Annotated in this window: 19 protein-coding genes; 7 read left to right on the top strand and 12 right to left on the bottom strand. The window is 59.4% G+C overall.

Annotation, left to right across the window (positions count from 1 at the left end):
- Positions 1 to 25: 25 nt before the first annotated feature.
- Positions 26 to 880 (top strand): hypothetical protein, encoded by an 855-nt coding sequence (locus BMZ66_RS07005; protein WP_143080087.1) that lies wholly within the window; start codon positions 26 to 28, stop codon positions 878 to 880.
- A 97-nt stretch (positions 881 to 977) separates the two neighbouring features.
- Here BMZ66_RS07005 and rlmN read toward each other — a convergent pair whose 3' ends face one another.
- The 3 genes from rlmN to BMZ66_RS06990 form a co-directional block, all read right to left on the bottom strand.
- Positions 978 to 2,060 carry a dual-specificity RNA methyltransferase RlmN gene (rlmN, locus tag BMZ66_RS07000; RefSeq protein WP_092670529.1) on the bottom strand — a complete coding sequence of 361 codons (1,083 nt, stop codon included), beginning with the start codon at positions 2,058 to 2,060 and terminating at the stop codon, positions 978 to 980.
- An 82-nt stretch (positions 2,061 to 2,142) separates the two neighbouring features.
- Positions 2,143 to 2,529: an energy transducer TonB gene (locus BMZ66_RS06995; protein WP_214606968.1), complete on the bottom strand. Its 387-nt coding sequence runs from the start codon at positions 2,527 to 2,529 to the stop codon at positions 2,143 to 2,145.
- An 86-nt stretch (positions 2,530 to 2,615) separates the two neighbouring features.
- Positions 2,616 to 3,041: a thioesterase family protein gene (locus BMZ66_RS06990; RefSeq protein WP_092670525.1), complete on the bottom strand. Its 426-nt coding sequence runs from the start codon at positions 3,039 to 3,041 to the stop codon at positions 2,616 to 2,618.
- 14 nt (positions 3,042 to 3,055) lie between these two features.
- On the opposite strand from BMZ66_RS06990, the gene mnmC2 reads away from it, so the two are divergent.
- The 3 genes from mnmC2 to BMZ66_RS06975 all read left to right on the top strand — a co-directional run bounded on the left by mnmC2 (position 3,056) and on the right by BMZ66_RS06975 (position 5,834).
- On the top strand, positions 3,056 to 3,766 hold the full coding sequence (gene mnmC2 / locus BMZ66_RS06985; protein ID WP_092670523.1) for a tRNA (5-methylaminomethyl-2-thiouridine)(34)-methyltransferase MnmC2: 711 nt from the start codon (positions 3,056 to 3,058) through the stop codon (positions 3,764 to 3,766).
- Between the two features lie 225 nt (positions 3,767 to 3,991).
- Entirely contained in the window at positions 3,992 to 5,245 is a 1,254-nt protein-coding gene (locus tag BMZ66_RS06980; protein WP_177204630.1) for a DUF2157 domain-containing protein, read from the top strand.
- 16 nt (positions 5,246 to 5,261) lie between these two features.
- Positions 5,262 to 5,834, top strand: coding sequence for a GDYXXLXY domain-containing protein (locus BMZ66_RS06975; RefSeq protein WP_177204629.1), 573 nt, complete (start codon positions 5,262 to 5,264; stop codon positions 5,832 to 5,834).
- A gap of 55 nt (positions 5,835 to 5,889) precedes the next feature.
- Here BMZ66_RS06975 and BMZ66_RS06970 read toward each other — a convergent pair whose 3' ends face one another.
- The 8 genes from BMZ66_RS06970 to pheS all read right to left on the bottom strand — a co-directional run bounded on the left by BMZ66_RS06970 (position 5,890) and on the right by pheS (position 14,675).
- The gene (locus tag BMZ66_RS06970; RefSeq protein ID WP_234795009.1) at positions 5,890 to 6,723 is read right to left on the bottom strand and encodes an energy transducer TonB; all 834 of its coding nucleotides are present in this window, start codon (positions 6,721 to 6,723) and stop codon (positions 5,890 to 5,892) included.
- On the bottom strand, positions 6,720 to 7,244 hold the full coding sequence (locus BMZ66_RS06965; RefSeq protein WP_092670515.1) for an ExbD/TolR family protein: 525 nt from the start codon (positions 7,242 to 7,244) through the stop codon (positions 6,720 to 6,722). The genes BMZ66_RS06970 and BMZ66_RS06965 overlap by 4 nt, the downstream gene beginning before the upstream one ends.
- A gap of 126 nt (positions 7,245 to 7,370) precedes the next feature.
- A complete protein-coding gene (locus tag BMZ66_RS06960) occupies positions 7,371 to 7,973 on the bottom strand; it encodes a 5-formyltetrahydrofolate cyclo-ligase (protein ID WP_092670513.1) in 603 nt (200 codons plus the stop codon).
- A gap of 38 nt (positions 7,974 to 8,011) precedes the next feature.
- Positions 8,012 to 8,875 (bottom strand): carboxypeptidase-like regulatory domain-containing protein, encoded by an 864-nt coding sequence (locus BMZ66_RS06955; RefSeq protein WP_177204628.1) that lies wholly within the window; start codon positions 8,873 to 8,875, stop codon positions 8,012 to 8,014.
- Positions 8,876 to 8,970: 95 nt separating this feature from the next.
- Positions 8,971 to 10,563 carry a bacillithiol biosynthesis cysteine-adding enzyme BshC gene (gene bshC, locus BMZ66_RS06950; RefSeq protein ID WP_092670509.1) on the bottom strand — a complete coding sequence of 531 codons (1,593 nt, stop codon included), beginning with the start codon at positions 10,561 to 10,563 and terminating at the stop codon, positions 8,971 to 8,973.
- A 244-nt stretch (positions 10,564 to 10,807) separates the two neighbouring features.
- Positions 10,808 to 12,121, bottom strand: a complete 1,314-nt coding sequence (gene rimO / locus BMZ66_RS06945) for a 30S ribosomal protein S12 methylthiotransferase RimO (RefSeq protein WP_092670507.1) — start codon at positions 12,119 to 12,121, stop codon at positions 10,808 to 10,810.
- Positions 12,122 to 12,250: 129 nt separating this feature from the next.
- Positions 12,251 to 13,411 (bottom strand): acyltransferase family protein, encoded by a 1,161-nt coding sequence (locus BMZ66_RS06940; RefSeq protein WP_092670505.1) that lies wholly within the window; start codon positions 13,409 to 13,411, stop codon positions 12,251 to 12,253.
- Between the two features lie 217 nt (positions 13,412 to 13,628).
- Positions 13,629 to 14,675 (bottom strand): phenylalanine--tRNA ligase subunit alpha, encoded by a 1,047-nt coding sequence (gene pheS / locus BMZ66_RS06935; protein WP_092672845.1) that lies wholly within the window; start codon positions 14,673 to 14,675, stop codon positions 13,629 to 13,631.
- 128 nt (positions 14,676 to 14,803) lie between these two features.
- On the opposite strand from pheS, the gene BMZ66_RS06930 reads away from it, so the two are divergent.
- The 3 genes from BMZ66_RS06930 (at position 14,804) to BMZ66_RS06920 (ending at position 16,648) form a co-directional block, all read left to right on the top strand.
- Positions 14,804 to 15,481 (top strand): hypothetical protein, encoded by a 678-nt coding sequence (locus BMZ66_RS06930; protein WP_092670503.1) that lies wholly within the window; start codon positions 14,804 to 14,806, stop codon positions 15,479 to 15,481.
- A gap of 166 nt (positions 15,482 to 15,647) precedes the next feature.
- On the top strand, positions 15,648 to 16,085 hold the full coding sequence (locus BMZ66_RS06925) for a hypothetical protein (RefSeq protein WP_092670501.1): 438 nt from the start codon (positions 15,648 to 15,650) through the stop codon (positions 16,083 to 16,085).
- Positions 16,086 to 16,285: 200 nt separating this feature from the next.
- On the top strand, positions 16,286 to 16,648 hold the full coding sequence (locus tag BMZ66_RS06920) for a hypothetical protein (protein WP_092670499.1): 363 nt from the start codon (positions 16,286 to 16,288) through the stop codon (positions 16,646 to 16,648).
- A 118-nt stretch (positions 16,649 to 16,766) separates the two neighbouring features.
- On the opposite strand, the gene BMZ66_RS06915 is transcribed toward BMZ66_RS06920, so the two are convergent.
- Positions 16,767 to 18,002, bottom strand: a complete 1,236-nt coding sequence (locus BMZ66_RS06915) for a M16 family metallopeptidase (protein WP_092670497.1) — start codon at positions 18,000 to 18,002, stop codon at positions 16,767 to 16,769.
- Between the last annotated feature and the right edge of the window lie 90 nt (positions 18,003 to 18,092).

The following is an 18,092-nucleotide window of genomic DNA, read 5'->3' as shown; positions in this document are numbered from 1 at the left end:
GCCAACGCCTGACCAACAGGCCCCAATGCCCCCTCCCCGAGGCGTGGGGGAAGTCATCGGTCTCACCTACACCGTCGAGCTGGTGTCGGGTACGTCCTTCATTGGACGCCTCACCGCGGTCAGCGCCGAGGAGCTCACGTTTGAGACCACCGACCTGGGCCTGCTCACGGTGAAGCGCCCCAACATCAAGCAAATCACTCTCCTCACGCAGGAACAGGCCCGCCTCGGATACGACTACCTCGGCAACGGTAACCGTTTGTCGTTTGCGCCCACGGCCCGCAACCTACGCCGCGGCGAGGGCACCGTGCAGAATATCTATATTTTCCTGCTGGGCGTGAACTACGGCATCACCGATAATTTTTCGATGGGAGCCCTGTTTACCTGGGTGCCGGAGGCTGGCAGCGAAAACTTCTTTGCTCTCACGCCGAAGGTGAGCTTCCCGGTGAGTGGCGACAAGGTGCACGTAGGAGCTGGCGCGCTGATTGCCTTTCAAGGTGGCAACACCTTTACCCTGGCTTATGGAAACACTACCTACGGCTCGGCCGACAATAACGTCACCGCCGGGGTTGGCTACGCGTTTGTGCGCGGCGAGTACTTCAACACGCCGGTTTTCTTGCTAGGCGGGGCCACGCGTGTCTCCCGTCGCATCTCGCTCGTGAATGAAACCTACATCCTTACCGTAAAGGACCAATTCGACCGCGCCACGTTTGTTGGCGGCATTGCCGGGCTGCGCATGTCGGGGCAGCGCCTCAGCGGCAGCTTGGGCTTGATGTACGGCCTTTACAGCTACTCCAATAGCCGTTACGGCAGCAACGAAGATTCTGACGGCGGCGCCATTCCATTTGCCGAGGTCACGTATCGCTTCGGCCGCACGAAATAAAGAAAAGGCGGCTTTCCCTGCCTACTGACTGCAAAAGGCCCGGCCATTTAATTATGGCCGGGCCTTTTGCAGTCCTTGAAAAATCAGTTTTAGGTACCTACTCAGCTACTTCCTTCTTCTCTTTAACCGCGAGCTGCCCGCAGGCCGCATCGATATCCTTACCGCGGCTGCGGCGGATGTTGGTTTGCACGCCGCGGTCGGCCAGGTACTTGTGAAAGGCGGTGATTTTGTCATCGGCCGCGTTCTGGTAGTCGGCGTTTTCGATGGGGTTATATTCAATCAGGTTCACCTTGCAGGGCAGCCACTTCGCAATCTTGAAGAGGTTTTCGGCATCGTCGAGCCCGTCGTTGAAGCCGTCGAACACGATGTACTCGTAGGTGACTTTGCGGCCCGTTTTCTGGTGGTAGTACTGCAGGGCTTCCTTCAGCGCAGCCAGGGAGTTGGCTTCGTTGATGGGCATGATTTCGTTGCGCTTGGCATCGGTGGGCGCGTGCAGTGAGAGGGCCAAGTTGGCCTTCACGTCGTCATCGGCCAGCTTCTTAATCATCTTGGCAATGCCGGCCGTGCTGATGGTGATGCGGCGCGGGGCCATGTTCAGGCCATCGGGCGCGGTGATGCGGCGCACGCTTTCCACCACGTTGGCGTAGTTGAGCAGGGGCTCGCCCATCCCCATGTACACGATGTTAGTGAGCGGCGTGCCGTACTGCGCCTCGCACTGCTCGCGAATGCGAACCACCTGGTCGTAAATCTCGGCCGCGTCGAGGTTGCGCTTGCGGTCCATGTAGCCCGTAGCGCAAAACTTACACGTGAGCGAGCAGCCCACCTGGCTCGAAATACAAGCCGTCATGCGCGTATCGTGCGGAATGAGCACGCCCTCCACTACGTTGCCGTCATACAGCTTAAAGGCCGATTTGATGGTGCCGTCGTTGCTGAGCTGCTTGTTCTGCACCGTCACGCCGTTTATCACGAAGTGCTTGTCCAGCAGCTCGCGCGTTGCCAGCGCAATGTTGTTCATCTCCTCAAACGTAGCGGCGGTGTTTTTCCACAGCCACTCCGTTACCTGCTTGGCACGGAAGGGCTTCTCGCCGTGCTCCACCATAAAGGCCTTGAGCTCGTCGGGCGAGGTTTTGCGGATGTCGCGCTTCTTAATGACGGGGGCGAGGGGCAGTTCCAGTAGCATAGCACAAAGATACAACAGGCCAGAAGCTTGGGTTCCCGGTTATTTAAGTTGGCTATCCGTGCGGTATTATTTTCAATGTATCTCAGTCCTCAATGCGAAAGGTGACCGGTAAAGTGTACTGTACCCAAACCGCTTTGCCTTCTTCGCGGCCTGGCGTGAAGCGCGGGAGTCGCTTAACTGCCTGCACGACCGCCGAGTCGCAGTCAGCTACCAGACTTTTTACAACTTCTATCTTATCGACTCGACCAGTTGCAGTCACGATGAAATTGACGTAGACGCGCCCTTCTACCTGAGCCTGCAACGCTCTGGGTGGGTAGACAAGGCGTTGCTGAATAGCCTGCAAAATAGCCTTCTCTCCACCGCCTCCCGGCAACTGCGGCATTCGCCCGACCACTGTATAGACTTTTGGCTTGGTTGGCTTAGTAATCTGTTTTTGAGCAGTTACTAAATGAGGTATGAGCATTACCATGCTAAGCAAGGCAATGCGACGGAGGCGAAGAGGACAACACATAATGGGAAGGACATTCATTAACCTAGTTGAGCATGCCAAAAAGCTCAACTAACCTGCGCCGCCAGCGCCTCGGGCAGCAGCCGCAGCTTCCGAATGTTGTAATCAAAGCACAGCATGCCCGTCTTGGCGCGGGCTATTTCCTTGCCGGCCTGGTTGTGCACGTGGTACACCACATCGAAACCGTACTTGTTGGGGTCGGCGGCGGCCATTTTGATGTGCAGCACGTCGCCGTGGAAGGCTTCGCCTTTGTATTCCATCGCCACGTCGACCATGATGAGACCCAGTTTGCTCACGGGGTCGTAGTCGTTTTCCATGCCGATGGAGCGCAGGAACTGCACCCGCGCCTCGTGCAGAATGCCCAATAGCGCGTCGTTGCCGAGGTGGCCGCCGTAGTTGAGGTCGGTGATGCGCACGGGGATTTCGGCGGTGCAGGAGAAGGTATCGGGCAGGGTTACTTTTACGCGGGCCATTGGGAAAATCTGGAATGAATAACGAGAACACGAACGCCACGCCAAAGGTAGAGGTGCGGCCCACGGCCGACGGGTCGAGCACGCTCTACGTGCCTGCCCTCGACGAGCATTACCACTCCACGCACGGCGCCTTGCAGGAAGCCCAGCACGTGTACATAGCCGCAGGGCTGACCCCAGCGTTGGCCGCTGCCCACGAATCGGTGCGGGTGTTGGAAGTCGGGTTTGGTACCGGCCTCAATGCGCTGCTCACGCTGCAGCAAAGCCTGATTTCGCCCGTAAATATTCAATACGACACCATTGAAAAGTATCCCCTCCTGCCCGCCATCATCAGCCAGCTGGGCGTGGAGCGCTACGTGATAAACCCCGAGCTACTGGCTTTTCACGAGCAGCTGCACGCCGCGCCCTGGAACGAATCCGTGCCGCTGACAACTCGATTCTCGTTACGTAAAATCGCCGGTGCCTTGCAGGAAACCGCCTTATTGCCTAATAACTACCATGTCATCTACTTCGATGCTTTCGCCCCCGAGAAGCAGCCCGAACTGTGGACCGAAGCCATCTTCGGGCAGCTGTACGCTGCCGCTGCCCCGGGTGCAGTGCTGGTGAGCTACTGCGCCCAAGGTCAGTTTCGGCGCAACCTGCGGGCGGCGGGCTGGCTCACCGAGAAATTGCCGGGCCCGCCTGGCAAACGCGAAATGACGCGGGCCCGCAAAACACTCGCTGCGTAAGAAATCAAACTCCCCTCCTCAGCTGAGGAGGGGACGCTGGCGCGAAGCGCCAGCTGGGGTGGTTGCACTCGTTGTACGATGGACGAACGACTTGCAGCTGTCTTATTCGCCTATCGTGCAACGAGCGCAACCACCCCCGTCCGAGCCGTTGGCTCGAACATCCCCTCCTTAAAAAAGGAGGGGAGTTTTTCGTTCTTTGTATCCCATCATCCCTATTCTACTTCTTTGTCTCGCAAATTTCTTGAAACCGATGGCCCCGCCTGGGTAGCCGAAGGCCTCATCACCGAAGAGCAGCGCCAAAAGCTGCTGGCCCGCTACCCGCACCAAGCACAGGCCCTGGGCCTGCTGCCCTTGCTGGGCAGCGTGCTGGTGGGCCTGAGCGCCTTGAGCGTGGTGGCCGCCAACTGGCAGGCCCTGCCCGACGTCTTGCGCCTGGCCCTGATGCTGGGCAGCCTCACGGGCGCTTACGCGGCCGGAGCCTATTTTCTGCGGCGCGGCAACCCCGATTTGGGCCACGGCCTCATCGGCTTAGGGCTGATACTGTTTGGCGCCAGCATCATCCTCACCAGTCAGATTTACCAATTGGTGGGCTACGATGTGAGCGGCTTGGTGGCTTGGGTAGTGGCCGGCGTGGCCCTCAGCTACGTGTATGGCTCGCGCCTGCTAGTGTTGCTCACGGTCCTGATTGGGGCCGCCGTGCAAACGTACTGCGTGCAGGCGCTGGGCAGCTTCAGCTACGCCACGGCGCTAATGGTGGCGGGCGGCATGGGCTACTATTGGTGGCGCCGGCCCGATGCCGTGAGCAGCACGGTGCTGGCTACTGGGCTGCTGTGGCAGGCGGGCTTGCTGATAGCAGTGCTACACGCCAAAATCACTTGGTTCTTCGTGCCCGCCATGGCCATTTATGCGGCCGGCGACTGGCAGCCTCACCGGGTTGGGGGTCGGAGTTTGCAAGTGCCGCCGCTGGTGGCGGCTTACCTGTTCATGTTCGGGCTGGCCACGTTTGGCGAAACCGATACCTACGCCAACGTGCTGCGGCCACCGCTGCTGCCCTACCTGGGAGCGCTGGGGGCCGTGCTGGCGCTATCGGTAGCCGGCAAGCGCGCGCGGGGGCGGTTCGATACCCTGCTCGACTGGCTGTTGCTGCTGCCGGGGTTTTACCTCCCCGGCGGACTGCCGCTGGCCGTGGCCACGCTGGTGGTGCTGTATGCGCACGCCGGCTCGGTGCTGGTCCGCGCTCACCGGCAGGAAGACCCCAACCAGCTCACCATTGGCGCTATCTTGTTTGTGGCGGCTACCATGGTGGCTTATTTCAAGCTCACTTGGGCGTTTCTAGATAAGTCGCTGTTTTTCCTGCTGGGCGGCGTGCTGCTGCTGGGTCTTAGCTGGTACCTGCGCCGCCGCAATGCCCAGGTGCTGGCCGCCAGCGCCACGCCCGAAAGGCCGTCGCCCCCGGCTGAATCAACGTCTAATCCTTAATTATCAGCACTTCCTCATGCGCGATTTGCTGACTTGGTTCTCCGACCCCGCCCGCCGCCGACCCCTTTTTCGCTTTCTGGTGGCTGCCCAAGTGCTTTATGTTTTGGGAGTGGCCGGCGCTGGCTACGCCACCTCCGCGCTGGGCCAAAGCGTTATCCTGACCACTACGCCCATCGACCCGCGCGATTTGCTTTACGGCGATTTTGTGCGCCTGCGCTACACCATCAGCGAAGCTCCTATGGCCCTCTGGCGCGACGCAGCTAGCGCCCCCAGCCGCCGCCAGGCCGTATTTGTGCTGCTCGCCCCCGGGCCCGATAGCGTGAGCACCGCGGTGGGCGTTTATCCCAAAGCCCCAAAAGCCGGGCCCAACCAAGCTGTGCTGCGCGGCTGGGTCACCAACGTATACCGCAAGTCCTTTGCCCTGCGCTTCAACCTGGAGCGCTACTATGTGCCCGAAGGCAGCGGCCTGCGCCTGGAAAAAGCCGGCCGCCAGCGCCCGCTGAAAGTGCGCGTAAGCATCGCCCCCTGGGGCCAAGCCCGCATTGCCAAAGTGGAGGAGACACCAAAAGCCCCCAAACCGCGCCCATAGGGCCGACTTGGGGGCTTATGACAGGGCAGCCGTCAGGCTGCCAACACTTGGTTCGCTATTGGATTTTGTAGGTGACGGGCACCGTGAACGACACGCTCACTTCCCGGCCGTTTTGCTTGCCCGGAATGAACTTGGGCAGTGTGCGGATGGCCCGCATGGTCTCCTCGTCCAGTCCGTAGCCCAAGCCTTTCACGATGGCAACGTCAACCACTTCGCCATTGGGGTTCACCGTGAAGCTTACAAACACTTTGCCTTCAACTCCGTTGCGCAGGGCCAACCCCGGGTATTTGACAGCCTTTTGAATGGCGGCTACGATAGCAAGCTGCCCACCGCCACCCGGTAGCTCTGGCATTTGCTCCACGAAGGTGTAGGGCTTGGGAGGAACAACATTTGTGGTAGCGTTGTCTTCGAGGCCAGGCTCCACATCTGTCAGGCCGGGTTTGGCATTGGGGTCGCCTTCTGTGGTGGCTGGGCCTGTGGTCTTGCCTGCCAATTCATCCCGGTTGGGAATGTCGCTCTCCTTAGGTGCATCTGAGTCTTTAACCACCACCGGGGCCAAATCCTTCACGGTGGGTTGCTTTGGAGGCTGCACGGGTGGCTGGGCTTCTGGCGGAGTAGGCGGTACTACAACATCTGGCTTACTGTCTTCCATTCTAAAAGGGTCGGCAGTCACGACGACAGGCGCTGCTACCGGTGCGGTATCCTTCAGCATCTGGGCTACAACTGGAAACATTAGCAGCACGGCGCACGCGACCGTAGCAATAATCAGCGCGCGGGTCATGTGGCGCTGATATAGGGCGCGGAGCTCATAGGCTCCGTAGTGGCGGTTGCGACCATCGAACACGATGTCGTCGAGGCTGGCCGTAGCCAGCTGAGAATTGGTCATCATAAGGCTGCGGTTTTAAGTAGGGTTAAATCGTCTTGGGTAATCTTGACCAGCGCGTATTTTTTCTGACCGGTGATGTTCATCTCATCCAGAATGTCTACCATGTCCTGGTACTTGGAGTCGGCGCTGGGTTTGATGAGGACCACCAGCGAATGGTCTTGCTGTCCCCGCGTGAGCAGCGCCTGGCGAATCCCGCTGGCGGCGAAGGTGGTTGTCTTCAGCTCGGGCACGGCCACCGATTTGTCGTTGGGCGCATTCATGCCCGTGTAGTAGTGCACCTGGTGGTTTTTGCCCAGAATGATGGTCATCGCCTTCTTCAACGACACCGGCGTTTCCGGGCCTTTCACCGGCATGGTCAGCTCCATGGTGGTGGGCTTGGCGAAGGTGGTGGTGAGCATGAAGAAGGTGAGCAGCAAAAACGCCAGGTCCACCATCGGGGTCATGTCGATGCGGGTCGACATTTTCTTTGCTCGTCGCTTGCCGGGCTTCCCCGAACCCGCCGCATTTTGCTGGATTTCTGCCATGGTTTCTATCCGTATGAGGTGAAAGATACCCGGCTAACGCAGCGCTAGATTGCCTTATTGTGAGCTTGTTATGTTTAAAAATTTAAATTTTATAAACATAATAATATGCTGCAAGCATACGTTTTCTTAGGATGCCCTAAACCGCTGGATTCCCGCGGGAGTGAGGCAGGCGTGCAAAGCCACATCGGTGGGCAGCACGTCGCCGATGCGCGCCACGGGAGCTTCATCGAGCACACTCAGGCCAATAAATTCGGTATCGGGGCCACATTCGGCCAGAAAACGGTCATAGAACCCTCCGCCGTAGCCCACGCGGTGGCCGGCCGCGTCCACGGCCAGCAGCGGCACGAGCACGGCATCGAGCGTTGCGGGGAAAACTTCAGTTTCGGCAGTGGCCACCGGCTCGGGAATGCCCCAGCGGTTTTGGTGCAACGGCGTGTCGGGCGTCAGCTCGTAGTGCCTGAGCGAGATGCCATCGGCCTGCACCACGGGCACGGCCAGGCGCACCGGCAGTTTCTCAGCCCAAATGCGGTGGATGATGCGCCAGGTATCTGGCTCCTTCTGCTTGGCCAATGGCAGAAACAGGTGCAGCCAGCGCCACTGCGCCATTGGGAAATGCTGGATTAGCTGCTCACAAAGCCGCTCGCTGCGAAACTGGACCTCGTCGGGCGATAAGACGGCGCGGCGGGCAAGGGCGGCGCGACGCAGGGTGGCTTTGGTGAGCTGTTCCATCAATCGGCGATTCTTCGAAAACTTAGAAGCGGGTCGCATCAGTCGTTCACCGTCACGTAGAAGCTGAGCTTGGGCTGCATACCTGCCAGCAGCGCCCCAACCGAGGCCCTTTTCCAGAGCGCCTGGCTTCCTTTGCGGTAGTAGATTTCGTTGTGGGAGTAGCCCACTGCCGCTGAGAAGGCAAACTCGGCGCCCGAAGGAGCGGCATCCACCCATTTTATCATCTCAATAGCCAGAAAAAAGTCCTCGCTCAGCACCAACTGGTCAGCACTCAAATCCACCGTAATCGGGCCTCGGACAATGGGGCTGCTGACAATGACGTTGCGGTTTAAAAGCTTCGTTTCCGTGGGCAAGCCGCGCGCGTCGAGTCGATAGATATTCACTCGAAAAGTGACCTGCCCCGGCGAGCTGCGCGCAATATTGAAAACAGCGTTTAGCAGCTTGGTGGGCTGCCTGTTGAGCTTGATGACCGTGCCGACCTGTGAGCCCAGGCTATTGCTGGATAGGGTGTTGGTGGCCATCTCGGAATTGCCTGTATTGCCCAACGTGTGGGTGCGACGGAACCTGGACTTGCCTTTTACGAGCACTTCAGCAAGTGGCACACTCTCCGGCGTCAAAGCCACGTTGGGCTGAGCTAGAAGTTCGCGCAACGTAAGGAGGCGGGTTCGGTAGCCAAGGCTTGACACGCGCACGGTGTCGTTAGCTAAATCCGCCCTAAAGACGAGCTTATAATATCCCGACTCATTACTTACCGTGCCAAGGTCTTTGCCCACTACCCCAATATTGACGTAGGGCAAGCCTTCCTGGGTGGCCGTGTTGGTAATGGAACCGCTGATGGTTTGGGCCGCCGCCGCCGTGACCATCAGCCAAAAAGAAACAAGCAGAAAAAAGGAGGTGCACATAGCGAAGCTTAAAATGGCAGGCTTTCCTTGGCCTGTGCCCGGCAGATGCACTAACAACCATCCGGGTTGCATGCCCTGGCTTTAGCCGCATAGCTTTATTCTTCCTCCAGCACCGTGAACTCCAGCTTCAGCGGCTCAAACGCTTCGAGCAAATCCCGGATAAACTCCGGGTTGTTAATTAGAATGCTCAGCACGTTTTCGCTGCGCTCCTGCAGTCCTCCGCTCGGAAACAGCTTCTCCTTGAGCGCCGTGAGCTGCGTGTAGGCCGTTTCGTGCTTGGTTTCGGCGGCCTTGCTCAGGCGCTTTTCGAGGCCAGCGAGGCCCGCGGCGGCTTTCTGCGCTTCGGCGGCCACGGTCTTCACCAAAGTAGGGTCGAGGCGCTGGGCCACGTCCTGCACTTGCTGGAAAGCAGCGGCCAGCGCCTGCTGCTGGGCCTTGAGGCTAATTTCTTCCTGGCCCAGGGCTGCGCCCACCTGCTTCTTCAGCTCCGGCAGCGGCTTGAAAATCTCGCGCCACGTCAGGCCCAGCTTCTTCAACTTGCCGGCATTGGCGCGGCTGATGTACTCGGCCGAGTTACGGGGCAGCACGATGGGCATGGGCACACCAAATGCCGCAAACACTTCCTTCAGCTGAAACCAATACGCCACCTCGGCCGCGCCACCGATGTACACGAGGTTGGGCAGCAGAATTTCCTGGTACACCGGCCGCAGCACCACGTTGGGGCTGAACTGCTCGGGGTGCTGCTTGGCCAGCGCCAGCAACTCTGCCTGGCTGTGGCAGCGGGCCGTGTTGCGGATGGTCACCTCCACACAGTCGGCACCGCTGGTGTCGGGCTCCAGCCGTTCGCGCTTGCCTTCATCGGTGATAAAAAACAGGTTGATGGGCCGCGAGTACACCTGCGGCTTGTAGCCAGCGGCCGTGAGCTGCGCGTTGGTGGCCTGCACGGCAGCGTTGGAGACGTGCTCCGAAATTTCCTTCTCCAGCAGCGGCACCAGCGCCTGCTTCAGGCCGGGCCGGTCAGCATCCAGGGTCACCAGGCCGAACTCGCCAAACAGCGTATCGGCGAGCTTGCGAGTGGCTTCGGCTAGGTTTTTCGATTCGGTATAAGCCTTGTGGAAGGCGGCCGGCACCTCGGGCGGCAACTGGCTCAGCAGCTGTTCGGCGAAGCCATCGAGTGGCAGCCGGCCCACGGGCCCGCCGGGGTTGGCTGCGTCCCAGGAATAGGTTTTGCCGAACAGCGAGAAGTGGTTGATTTCGGCGAAGTCGTGGTCTTCAGTGGCCATCCAGTACACCGGCACGAAGTCGTACTCCGGGTAAGCCTCTTTGAGTTGGCGGGCCAATTTGATGGCCGACACAATCTTGTATATGAAGTACAGCGGCCCGGTGAGCAGGTTGAGCTGGTGCCCGGTGGTGACGGTGAACGTAGTGGGCTCACGCAGCAGCAGCAGGCTTTCCTCAATGGCCGGCTCGGGCTCGGGCGCCAGGCCGTACTGGTCGCGCAGGGCAGCTACCAGGCGTCGGCGGGCCTCGGGTGTGTAAGCGGCTTTCTTCTCTTCAATCTGAGCAGCAAAGTTTTCCAGTGCCGGCCAGCGGTTGTAAAAGGGCGCCAAAGAAGGCTTCTGGGCAATGTAGTCGGTCAGGAGACCGGAGAAGGAGCCGGTTTCGGCGTAAGAAATTGTCTGAACCACGGATTCATTCGGATTAAGCGGATTTCACGGATTTTGTGGACGGCACAAAACCGCGTGTTTCGGCATTGATGGCACGAAGGTCGGGCTTTAACAAAAAAGGCAGCCACTCGGCTGCCTTTTGATAATTTAAATATTGAGAAAAGCGCGATAAGCATCAGTGGTTACACCAATTAGCGCCATCCACAAAATCCGTGAAACCCGCTTAATCCGAATGAACCGAAGGTCGGCGTAGCCAATCCGTGGTTTAGACAAGCTTGCCGTACAGGTCGAAGTCGGTAGCGGCCGTAATCTTCACATTCGCGAAATCACCCAGCCGCACAAACGTGTCGCGCTCCACCGGCACCAGCACTTCATTGTCAACTTCCGGCGAGTCAAATTCGGTGCGGCCCACGAAATGGCCGCTTTCCTTGCGGTCGAACAGCACCTTGTAGGTCTGGCCCACCCGCGCTTCGTTCAACTCCATCGAAATGCCCTGCTGCAGCTCCATGATGGCGTCGGCGCGCTCCTGCTTCAGCTCGGCCGGCACGTCGTCGACGAGGGTGTGCGAGTGCGTGTTCTCCTCGTGCGAGTACGTGAAGATGCCCAGGCGCTCGAAGCGGGTTTGCTCCACAAAATCGTACATCTCGCGGAAATCCTGCTCAGTTTCACCGGGGTGGCCGCTGATGAGCGTGGTGCGCAGGGCAATTCCCGGTACGCGCTGCCGAATGGTATCCACCAGCTCTATGGTGCGGCGCTTGGTGATGCCGCGGCGCATGCTCTTGAGCATGTTGTCGGAACCGTGCTGCAGGGGCATATCGAGGTATTTGCAGATGTTGTCGCGCTCGGCCATCACGTCCAGCGCATCCAGCGGGAACTGCGAGGGGTAGGCGTATTGCAGGCGAATCCAGTCGATGCCGTTTACATCGGAGAGGTTGCGGAGCAAGTCGGCCAGCTTGCGCTCGCCGTAGGCCTGCAGGCCGTAGTAGGTCAGGTCCTGGGCTATGAGAATCAGCTCCTTGGTGCCCATGCCGGCCAGGCGCTTTGCTTCCTTCACCAGGTCCTCGATAGGCCGGTCTACGTGCTTGCCGCGCATCAGTGGGATGGCGCAGAACGAGCAGGGGCGGTTGCAGCCCTCGGCAATTTTGAAGTAGGCGTAGTGGCGCGGCGTGGTGATGAGGCGCTCGCCGATGAGCTCGTGCTTGTAGTCGGCGTTGAGCACCTTCAGCATCTGGGGCAGCTCCAGCGTGCCGAAATAGGCATCTACCTGCGGGATTTCCACTTCCAGCTCGTCTTTGTAGCGCTGCGAGAGGCAGCCCGTTACATAGAGCTTATCGAGGCGGCCGGCTTCCTTCTCATCCGCGTAGCGCAGGATGGTGTCGATGCTTTCCTGCTTGGCGTTGTCGATGAAGCCGCAGGTGTTGATAATAACGATGTTGGCGTCCGACTTCTCCGCTTCGTGGGTCACGTCGAAGTCGTTGGCCTGGAGCTGGCCCATCAAAACTTCGCTGTCCACTATGTTCTTGGAGCAGCCCAGGGTGATGACGTTTACTTTATTGGTGGTTTGATTTCTAACCTTCATGAATCACGATTTTGTCGGAATACGCGCCCGATAGGCGGATTTCGTAGGGGTAGCGGCCAGCCGGGAAGGGCTGAAATAAAAGCCTGATATAAGACGCCGGAGGTGGGCAGTCCTTTTGGGGCTACAAATTTACGACGTAGCGAGTCCCCGCCCACCGGTGAGCGTGGCATAAATGCCTGGCACCGCCCACCGTAGCAGTGCGCCCAGCCCCACGCTCGCCAGTATTACCAGCAGCGGCAGGCATAGGTAGGTAAGCAAATGAAGGTGAGGTACTCCGCGTCCGTACCGCAACACCAACTCAGTAGCATAGTTCACAAAGGGCACGTGCAGCACGTAAATCATAAACGAAAAGCCCGTGAGCCAGCGAAACCAGCCCCAAGCCATAAACCACCGCACCAGCCCATTCAGGGCAAACCACGCGGTAAGCATGCCGCTGGCTTCGCCCACTTTGTGCAGCGTGAGCATACCTAGGGCCATGGGCAATTGAAACCCATTTCCGCCTTGAAAAGCCAGCCAGGTCTGCAAGGCCGAAGCCCCCACCCACACCCCCGCAAACAGCCACGGCCGGAACCACCGCGGCGGCGTCAGCACGTCTTTATTGCGCAGCGCCAGCCACACGCCCAACCCAAAAAACAATAAGCCCTCGGCCTCAAAAATTGGCGGCAGGCTAAACATGGCAAGCCACAGCACGCCCACTATTCCGAAATAAACTTTCGGCCGCCGCAACACCGCCTTTTTCAGCCACGGATATGCCAAGTTGTACAACAGCAGGCTGCGCAAAAACCACAATTGAAACGCCGCGGGCAGCACCAGCCAGCGCACCAGCAACTCGCTCACTGTGAGTTGGCTCAGCAGCTGCCGCGGCCAAAACGGGCTGATTTCCGCATCAACAATGGCCTGGCGTGTCACCGGAAATTGCTCGAGCCCCCACAGCACCGCCAGCCAAATCAAGCTCCACAGCAAATAGGGCAGCCCGAGCGTGCGCAACCGCCGCTTCACCCGCTGTTTGTGCGGCTCGGCGCCATCGCGCAGGGCGAAGAGGTAGCCCGAAATGGCAAACAGAATCGGAATGCGAAACCGCAGCAGCCCATTGGCCAAGAAATATTGCAGCCACGTGCCCGGCGTGAGCGGTTCCTGCACCGGCGTGAACGGCTGCAGGTAGCGCGGGTGCAGGTTGTAAGCGTGCACGTAGATGAGCAGAATCATTGCCACCAACGACCAAAACCGCAGCTTCTGGCTCAGGAATGGGTCGAGGCGGGTAGGGGCAGGAGTGGCTTGGGTAAGCGGCATGCTCCCAAGATGCAAAACGGCGCGCCAAGGTTGTATAGGCAATTGCTGATGTTCACGAAGTCCATCACCCAGGAGTAGCTACAAACGCCTGTCATCCTGAGCGGAGCGAAGGACCTTATCACCGTTGCGCTTTTCGTGCTTACGTGATAAGGTCCTTCGCTCCGCTCAGGATGACAGGCGTTTATTTATGCTCAAAAACAACCAGTTTTTGTGGGCCCTACAGCGCCTCGAACTGCCGCAGGAACCGCATGTCGTTCTCCGTGAACAGGCGCAGGTCTTTTATCTGGTACTTGAGCATGGCAATGCGCTCGATACCCATGCCCCAGGCGTAGCCCGAATATTTATCCGAGTCAATTTTGGCGTTTTCGAGCACGGCGGGGTCCACCATGCCACAGCCGCCGATTTCGACCCAGCCTGACTGCTTGCAAATGTTGCAGCCAGCGCCCTTGCAAATGAGGCAGGTGATATCAATCTCGGCGCTGGGCTCCGTGAACGGGAAGAAGCTAGGGCGGAAGCGAATGTCGATGTCCTGCCCAAACAACTCCTGCACGAAGTAGTACACCGTCTGCTTGAGGTCGGCGAAGCTCACGCCTTCGTCAATAAAAATGCCCTCCACCTGGTGGAACATCATGTGCGCCCGGGCCGAAATGGCTTCGTTGCGGAACACGCGGCCCGGCATCACCTTCCGGATGGGCAGGGGCTCGGTTTCCATCACGCGCACCTGCACAGTGCTGGTGTGGGTACGCAGCAGGTGGGGCTGGGTGCCAGGCTCGGCGCCCGCGGCGGGCGCCACGAAAAACGTGTCCTGCATGTCGCGGGCCGGGTGGTTCTCGGGAAAGTTGAGGGCGGTGAAGTTGTGCCAGTCGTCCTCAATCTCCGGGCCTTCGGCGATGGCGAAGCCGATGCGCGCAAATACGCGCATCATTTCTTCGCGCACCAAGCTCAACGGGTGGCGAGTGCCCAAGGTGTTGGGCACGGTCGGCAGGGTATAATCAAAGTCGGGATTAGCGGGCGCGTTGTCCGTGGCAGCCTCGGCGGCTTGCTGGGCTTCGTCGAAGCGGGCCTGGGCCTGCTGCTTTAACGCGTTGAGCTGCTGGCCCACGGCGCGCTTTTCTTCGGCGGGCACAGTCTTGAGCTGGTCGAACAAATCGGCCAGTCGGCCTTTGCGGCCGAGGTAGCTGATGCGAAACGCATCGAGGTGGGCGGCGTTGCTTAAGTCAGCTGTCGTAATTTCGGCCGCGAGGCTAGCAATGGATTCCTGCATCATAGGCACAAAGTTAGGGCAATAGGCGTACCCTGTCCGAACCTTTAGCGTATGCATTCGGAACTTATCTGCTACGCTTCGTCTTCATTCGGACGCTAACCTTCTTCGGCATTTATCCCTCTGTTATTATGAAACGCACGTTGCTTTCGTTATTCTTCACCGTGGCCGTGGCCACTGGCGCCTCTGCCCAAGCCGGTTGGGGTTCCGACGATTCCTGGGGTGCTCCCAAGAAGAGCTCTACCAAGAAAACCACGACCACGAAAGCTGCTACCAGCGGCCAAACCCGTGCCCCCGGCAACCAAGCGACTCCGCAAAACGACGGACGTACGGTGTCGCCCTACCCCAGCGCACCGGCTCAGCCCGATGTGAACCCAGGCAATACGGCCTCTACGCCCCCCGATAACAGCTTCGTGCCCGGTCCTACCAGCGGAGGCAACGGCAATGGCGGCAACGACCGCGCCGGCATGTCGGCTGCTCCCGGCACGCCGGTGATGCTGCAAAGCGGCCGTAGCGTGATGGCCAACGACGCCGCCGCGGCGCGCGAGCGTCGCCAAAATCGCATGAATAAAATCAACCGCCCCGCCGTTGCCCCCACGCAAGTAACCGGCGGCGATATGACGGGTGCCAGCCAGGCCACGAGTGGCGCCAACGGCGCGGTAGCCCCCCGTACGGGTGCCACCGGTGCCGATGCCATGACTGCTCCCGCTGCCGCTCCGAGCGCAACGGCTCCCGCCTCTGGCACCACCAACAAAACAGCTCCCGCTAAAACCAAAGCAAAAGCACCTGCCGCCCCCTCGGGCTGGTAAGCTGCTTGCCTCGAGCTACAACACAGCTGCTTGATATTTAACGGCCCGGAAACCCCCGATAAAAGTGGGTTTCCGGGCCGTTTTGCGTGATTTAGGGTGTGAAATATGTTTCGGCACGGTTTTCGTTTTTGGGGTAAGCATCCACTCACTTATCCACTTCCCAGCTATGTTCCGTTCCGTCATTACCCTCGCCCTCTCGGTGTTTTTAGTAGCTGAGGCTAGCGCCCAAACTGCTCCTGCAGCCACCCCCAAATCGACTGCCAAAGCCACCGCTAAGTCGGCCAATGCCTCGGCTCGCGCCGCCAAAAAGGCCCGGAAAGTAGCTGTGAAATCGGCCCCCAAGTCACCTGTTATCAACGATGGCTGGCCGGCTCTGGAAGAATTGCAAACGGCTGTTGCCACCAGCGCCACCTCTGCCAACGAAGGCTGGGAATACGGAAATGCCGGGGCCTCAACTTCCCGCGGCGAGCTGGACAACGCCAACGTTTATGCGGCGCCCGGCATGCCCGTGCACATTCGCACCAGCAAGGTGCCTGTGCCCTACAGCGTGCGCCCGCCGCGCAAGCCCGCTGCTACCAGCACCCAAACCACCCTCGGCAACTAATCTTTATCGGTCTGGCCCGGCGTCGGGCTCACCGAGTATCTTCCCTTGTTCATCGGCTTTTATTATGCGTGCTGACACTCTGCTGGTGAATGCGCGTATTATAAAAGCCGATGAGCTTTTGGCCTAGCCCGAGCAAGCTGGGCCCACTTTTTCACCATTTACAACACAGGCGTTTGGCCTGACTTTTAAACATCTATGTTATGATACGTTACTTTTTTGCTTCCCTCGTCCTGTTCAGCCTGACCCTGGCTGATGCTAATGCGCAAACCAAGCCCCGCGCCGCGCGCAAAAAAATCGCGCCGTATTCCAGCCGCGGCCCCAGCAAGCCTGCTGTAAAAATCAACCCGCACACGGGCAAGCCCTACGGCGCCGGCGTATCGCAGGACCTGAAGGACGGCACTGCCTACCTGGCCCCCGGTGTGCCCATGCGCAAGCAGGAAGGTTACCACGCCAACGGCCAATACAACGACAACCGCGCCCGCCGCCCCGCCGCGCCCAAGTCCGTCAACAGCTCGTTGAGCCGCGACAGCGAAACTCCTGCAACTCCGGCCAAGCGCAAGTAAGCGGCGGTCCGCGCCATAGTTGGCTACCTACTTCAAACAATAAAAAGCCCGTTGTGCTCAGCACAACGGGCTTTTGTCATTCAGCGGCGGGCTTGGTTCAAGCTAGCTTGCGCCGCAGCTACACAGCTTCGTAATACAAGGTGCTGCAGTTCTCAGGGCGCAGCACCGACTGCGCGGCACTGCGCACATCGGCCACGGTCACGGCCTGAATGCGGCGGCTCTCGTCGTTCACCAGGTTGGCGTCGCCCTGCAGTTTGCTGTACGCCAGGTTCAGCGCCCGGTTCAGCAGGTCGATTTCGCCGAAAACCAGGCTGCTTTCAGCCTGGTTTTTTACTTTTTCCAGCTCTTGGGCGTCCACGTCTTCTTGCAGGAACTCCGAAACGATGGCTTCAACCGCGGCGTCGGCCGCTTGCAGGTCCACACCCGCGTTCAGCTTGCCGCTGATAACGAACAGGCCGGGGTCGAGTGAGCCGGTGAGGGAAGCGGAGATATTGTTGAACAAGGCCAGCTCCTTCACTAGGCGCTGGTGCAGGCGGGCCGATTTGCCGCGGCCCATTACGTCGCTCAGCAAATCCACGGCGTGGTAGCCCTCGTCGGAGCGGGCGGGCATGTGGTAGGCTTTGTACAAGGCGCTCAGCGGCACGGGGGCCGAGGTGCGCAGGTGGCGGGGCGCCTGCTGGGCGGGCTCGGCGGGCAGCTGGCGCTGGTAGGCCGGGCCACCGGGAATGGGCCCGAACCACTTTTCGGCCAAACGGCGGGCTTCGGCGGTGCTCACGGCGCCGGCCACCACCAGAATGGCGTTTTGGGGCGCGTAGTGCTTCTGGAAAAAGCCGCGCACGTCGTCCATTACTGCATTTTCGATGTGCGAAATTTCCTTACCGATGGTGTTCCACTGGTAAGGATGAGTTTGGTAAGCGAGGGGCTTGAGCTTGAGCCACACGTCGCCGTAGGGCTGGTTGAGGTAGCTCTGCTTGAACTCTTCGACCACCACTTTGCGCTGCACCTCCAGCCCGTTTTCGGAGAAGGCCAGGTTCAGCATCCGGTCGCTTTCTAGCCAGAAGCCAGTTTCGAGGTTCGCGGCCGGCAGCGAGAGGTAGTAGTTGGTGACGTCGGAGCTGGTGAAGGCGTTGTTTTCGCCGCCCACGCGCTGCAGCGGCTCGTCGTAGCTGGGAATATTCACCGAGCCGGAAAACATGAGGTGCTCAAACAAGTGCGCGAAGCCAGTGTGCTCGGCGTCCTCATCGCGCGAGCCCACGTCGTACATCACGTTGAGCACCGCCATGGGCGTCGAAAAATCTTCGTGCACAATGCAGCGCAGGCCGTTGTCGAGGGTGAATTCCTGGAATTGAATCATTATAAAAGCTAAGTGAATACGGTCTGTTGGAACAAACTTAACAGCGCTGGCCCCAAAAAGGTGTACGCAAAAAATGGTCGGCTTGCTTAC

This window comes from Hymenobacter arizonensis, from assembly GCF_900115775.1.
GTDB classification, from domain to species: Bacteria; Bacteroidota; Bacteroidia; order Cytophagales; family Hymenobacteraceae; genus Hymenobacter; species Hymenobacter arizonensis.
Note: the sequence above shows the minus strand (reverse complement) of the source record. Positions and strands in the feature narration are given on the sequence as shown.

What these genes read in the sequence shown, in the direction of transcription:
- BMZ66_RS07005 (WP_143080087.1), top strand. Translation starts at nt 26, where the DNA reads ATGCCCCCTCCCCGAGGCGTGGGGGAAGTCATCGGTCTCACCTACACC.
- rlmN (WP_092670529.1), bottom strand. Translation starts at nt 2,060, where the DNA reads ATGCTACTGGAACTGCCCCTCGCCCCCGTCATTAAGAAGCGCGACATC.
- BMZ66_RS06995 (WP_214606968.1), bottom strand. Translation starts at nt 2,529, where the DNA reads ATGGTAATGCTCATACCTCATTTAGTAACTGCTCAAAAACAGATTACT.
- BMZ66_RS06990 (WP_092670525.1), bottom strand. Translation starts at nt 3,041, where the DNA reads ATGGCCCGCGTAAAAGTAACCCTGCCCGATACCTTCTCCTGCACCGCC.
- mnmC2 (WP_092670523.1), top strand. Translation starts at nt 3,056, where the DNA reads ATGAATAACGAGAACACGAACGCCACGCCAAAGGTAGAGGTGCGGCCC.
- BMZ66_RS06975 (WP_177204629.1), top strand. Translation starts at nt 5,262, where the DNA reads ATGCGCGATTTGCTGACTTGGTTCTCCGACCCCGCCCGCCGCCGACCC.
- BMZ66_RS06970 (WP_234795009.1), bottom strand. Translation starts at nt 6,723, where the DNA reads ATGATGACCAATTCTCAGCTGGCTACGGCCAGCCTCGACGACATCGTG.
- BMZ66_RS06965 (WP_092670515.1), bottom strand. Translation starts at nt 7,244, where the DNA reads ATGGCAGAAATCCAGCAAAATGCGGCGGGTTCGGGGAAGCCCGGCAAG.
- BMZ66_RS06960 (WP_092670513.1), bottom strand. Translation starts at nt 7,973, where the DNA reads ATGGAACAGCTCACCAAAGCCACCCTGCGTCGCGCCGCCCTTGCCCGC.
- BMZ66_RS06955 (WP_177204628.1), bottom strand. Translation starts at nt 8,875, where the DNA reads ATGTGCACCTCCTTTTTTCTGCTTGTTTCTTTTTGGCTGATGGTCACG.
- rimO (WP_092670507.1), bottom strand. Translation starts at nt 12,121, where the DNA reads ATGAAGGTTAGAAATCAAACCACCAATAAAGTAAACGTCATCACCCTG.
- BMZ66_RS06940 (WP_092670505.1), bottom strand. Translation starts at nt 13,411, where the DNA reads ATGCCGCTTACCCAAGCCACTCCTGCCCCTACCCGCCTCGACCCATTC.
- pheS (WP_092672845.1), bottom strand. Translation starts at nt 14,675, where the DNA reads ATGCAGGAATCCATTGCTAGCCTCGCGGCCGAAATTACGACAGCTGAC.
- BMZ66_RS06930 (WP_092670503.1), top strand. Translation starts at nt 14,804, where the DNA reads ATGAAACGCACGTTGCTTTCGTTATTCTTCACCGTGGCCGTGGCCACT.
- BMZ66_RS06925 (WP_092670501.1), top strand. Translation starts at nt 15,648, where the DNA reads ATGTTCCGTTCCGTCATTACCCTCGCCCTCTCGGTGTTTTTAGTAGCT.
- BMZ66_RS06920 (WP_092670499.1), top strand. Translation starts at nt 16,286, where the DNA reads ATGATACGTTACTTTTTTGCTTCCCTCGTCCTGTTCAGCCTGACCCTG.
- BMZ66_RS06915 (WP_092670497.1), bottom strand. Translation starts at nt 18,002, where the DNA reads ATGATTCAATTCCAGGAATTCACCCTCGACAACGGCCTGCGCTGCATT.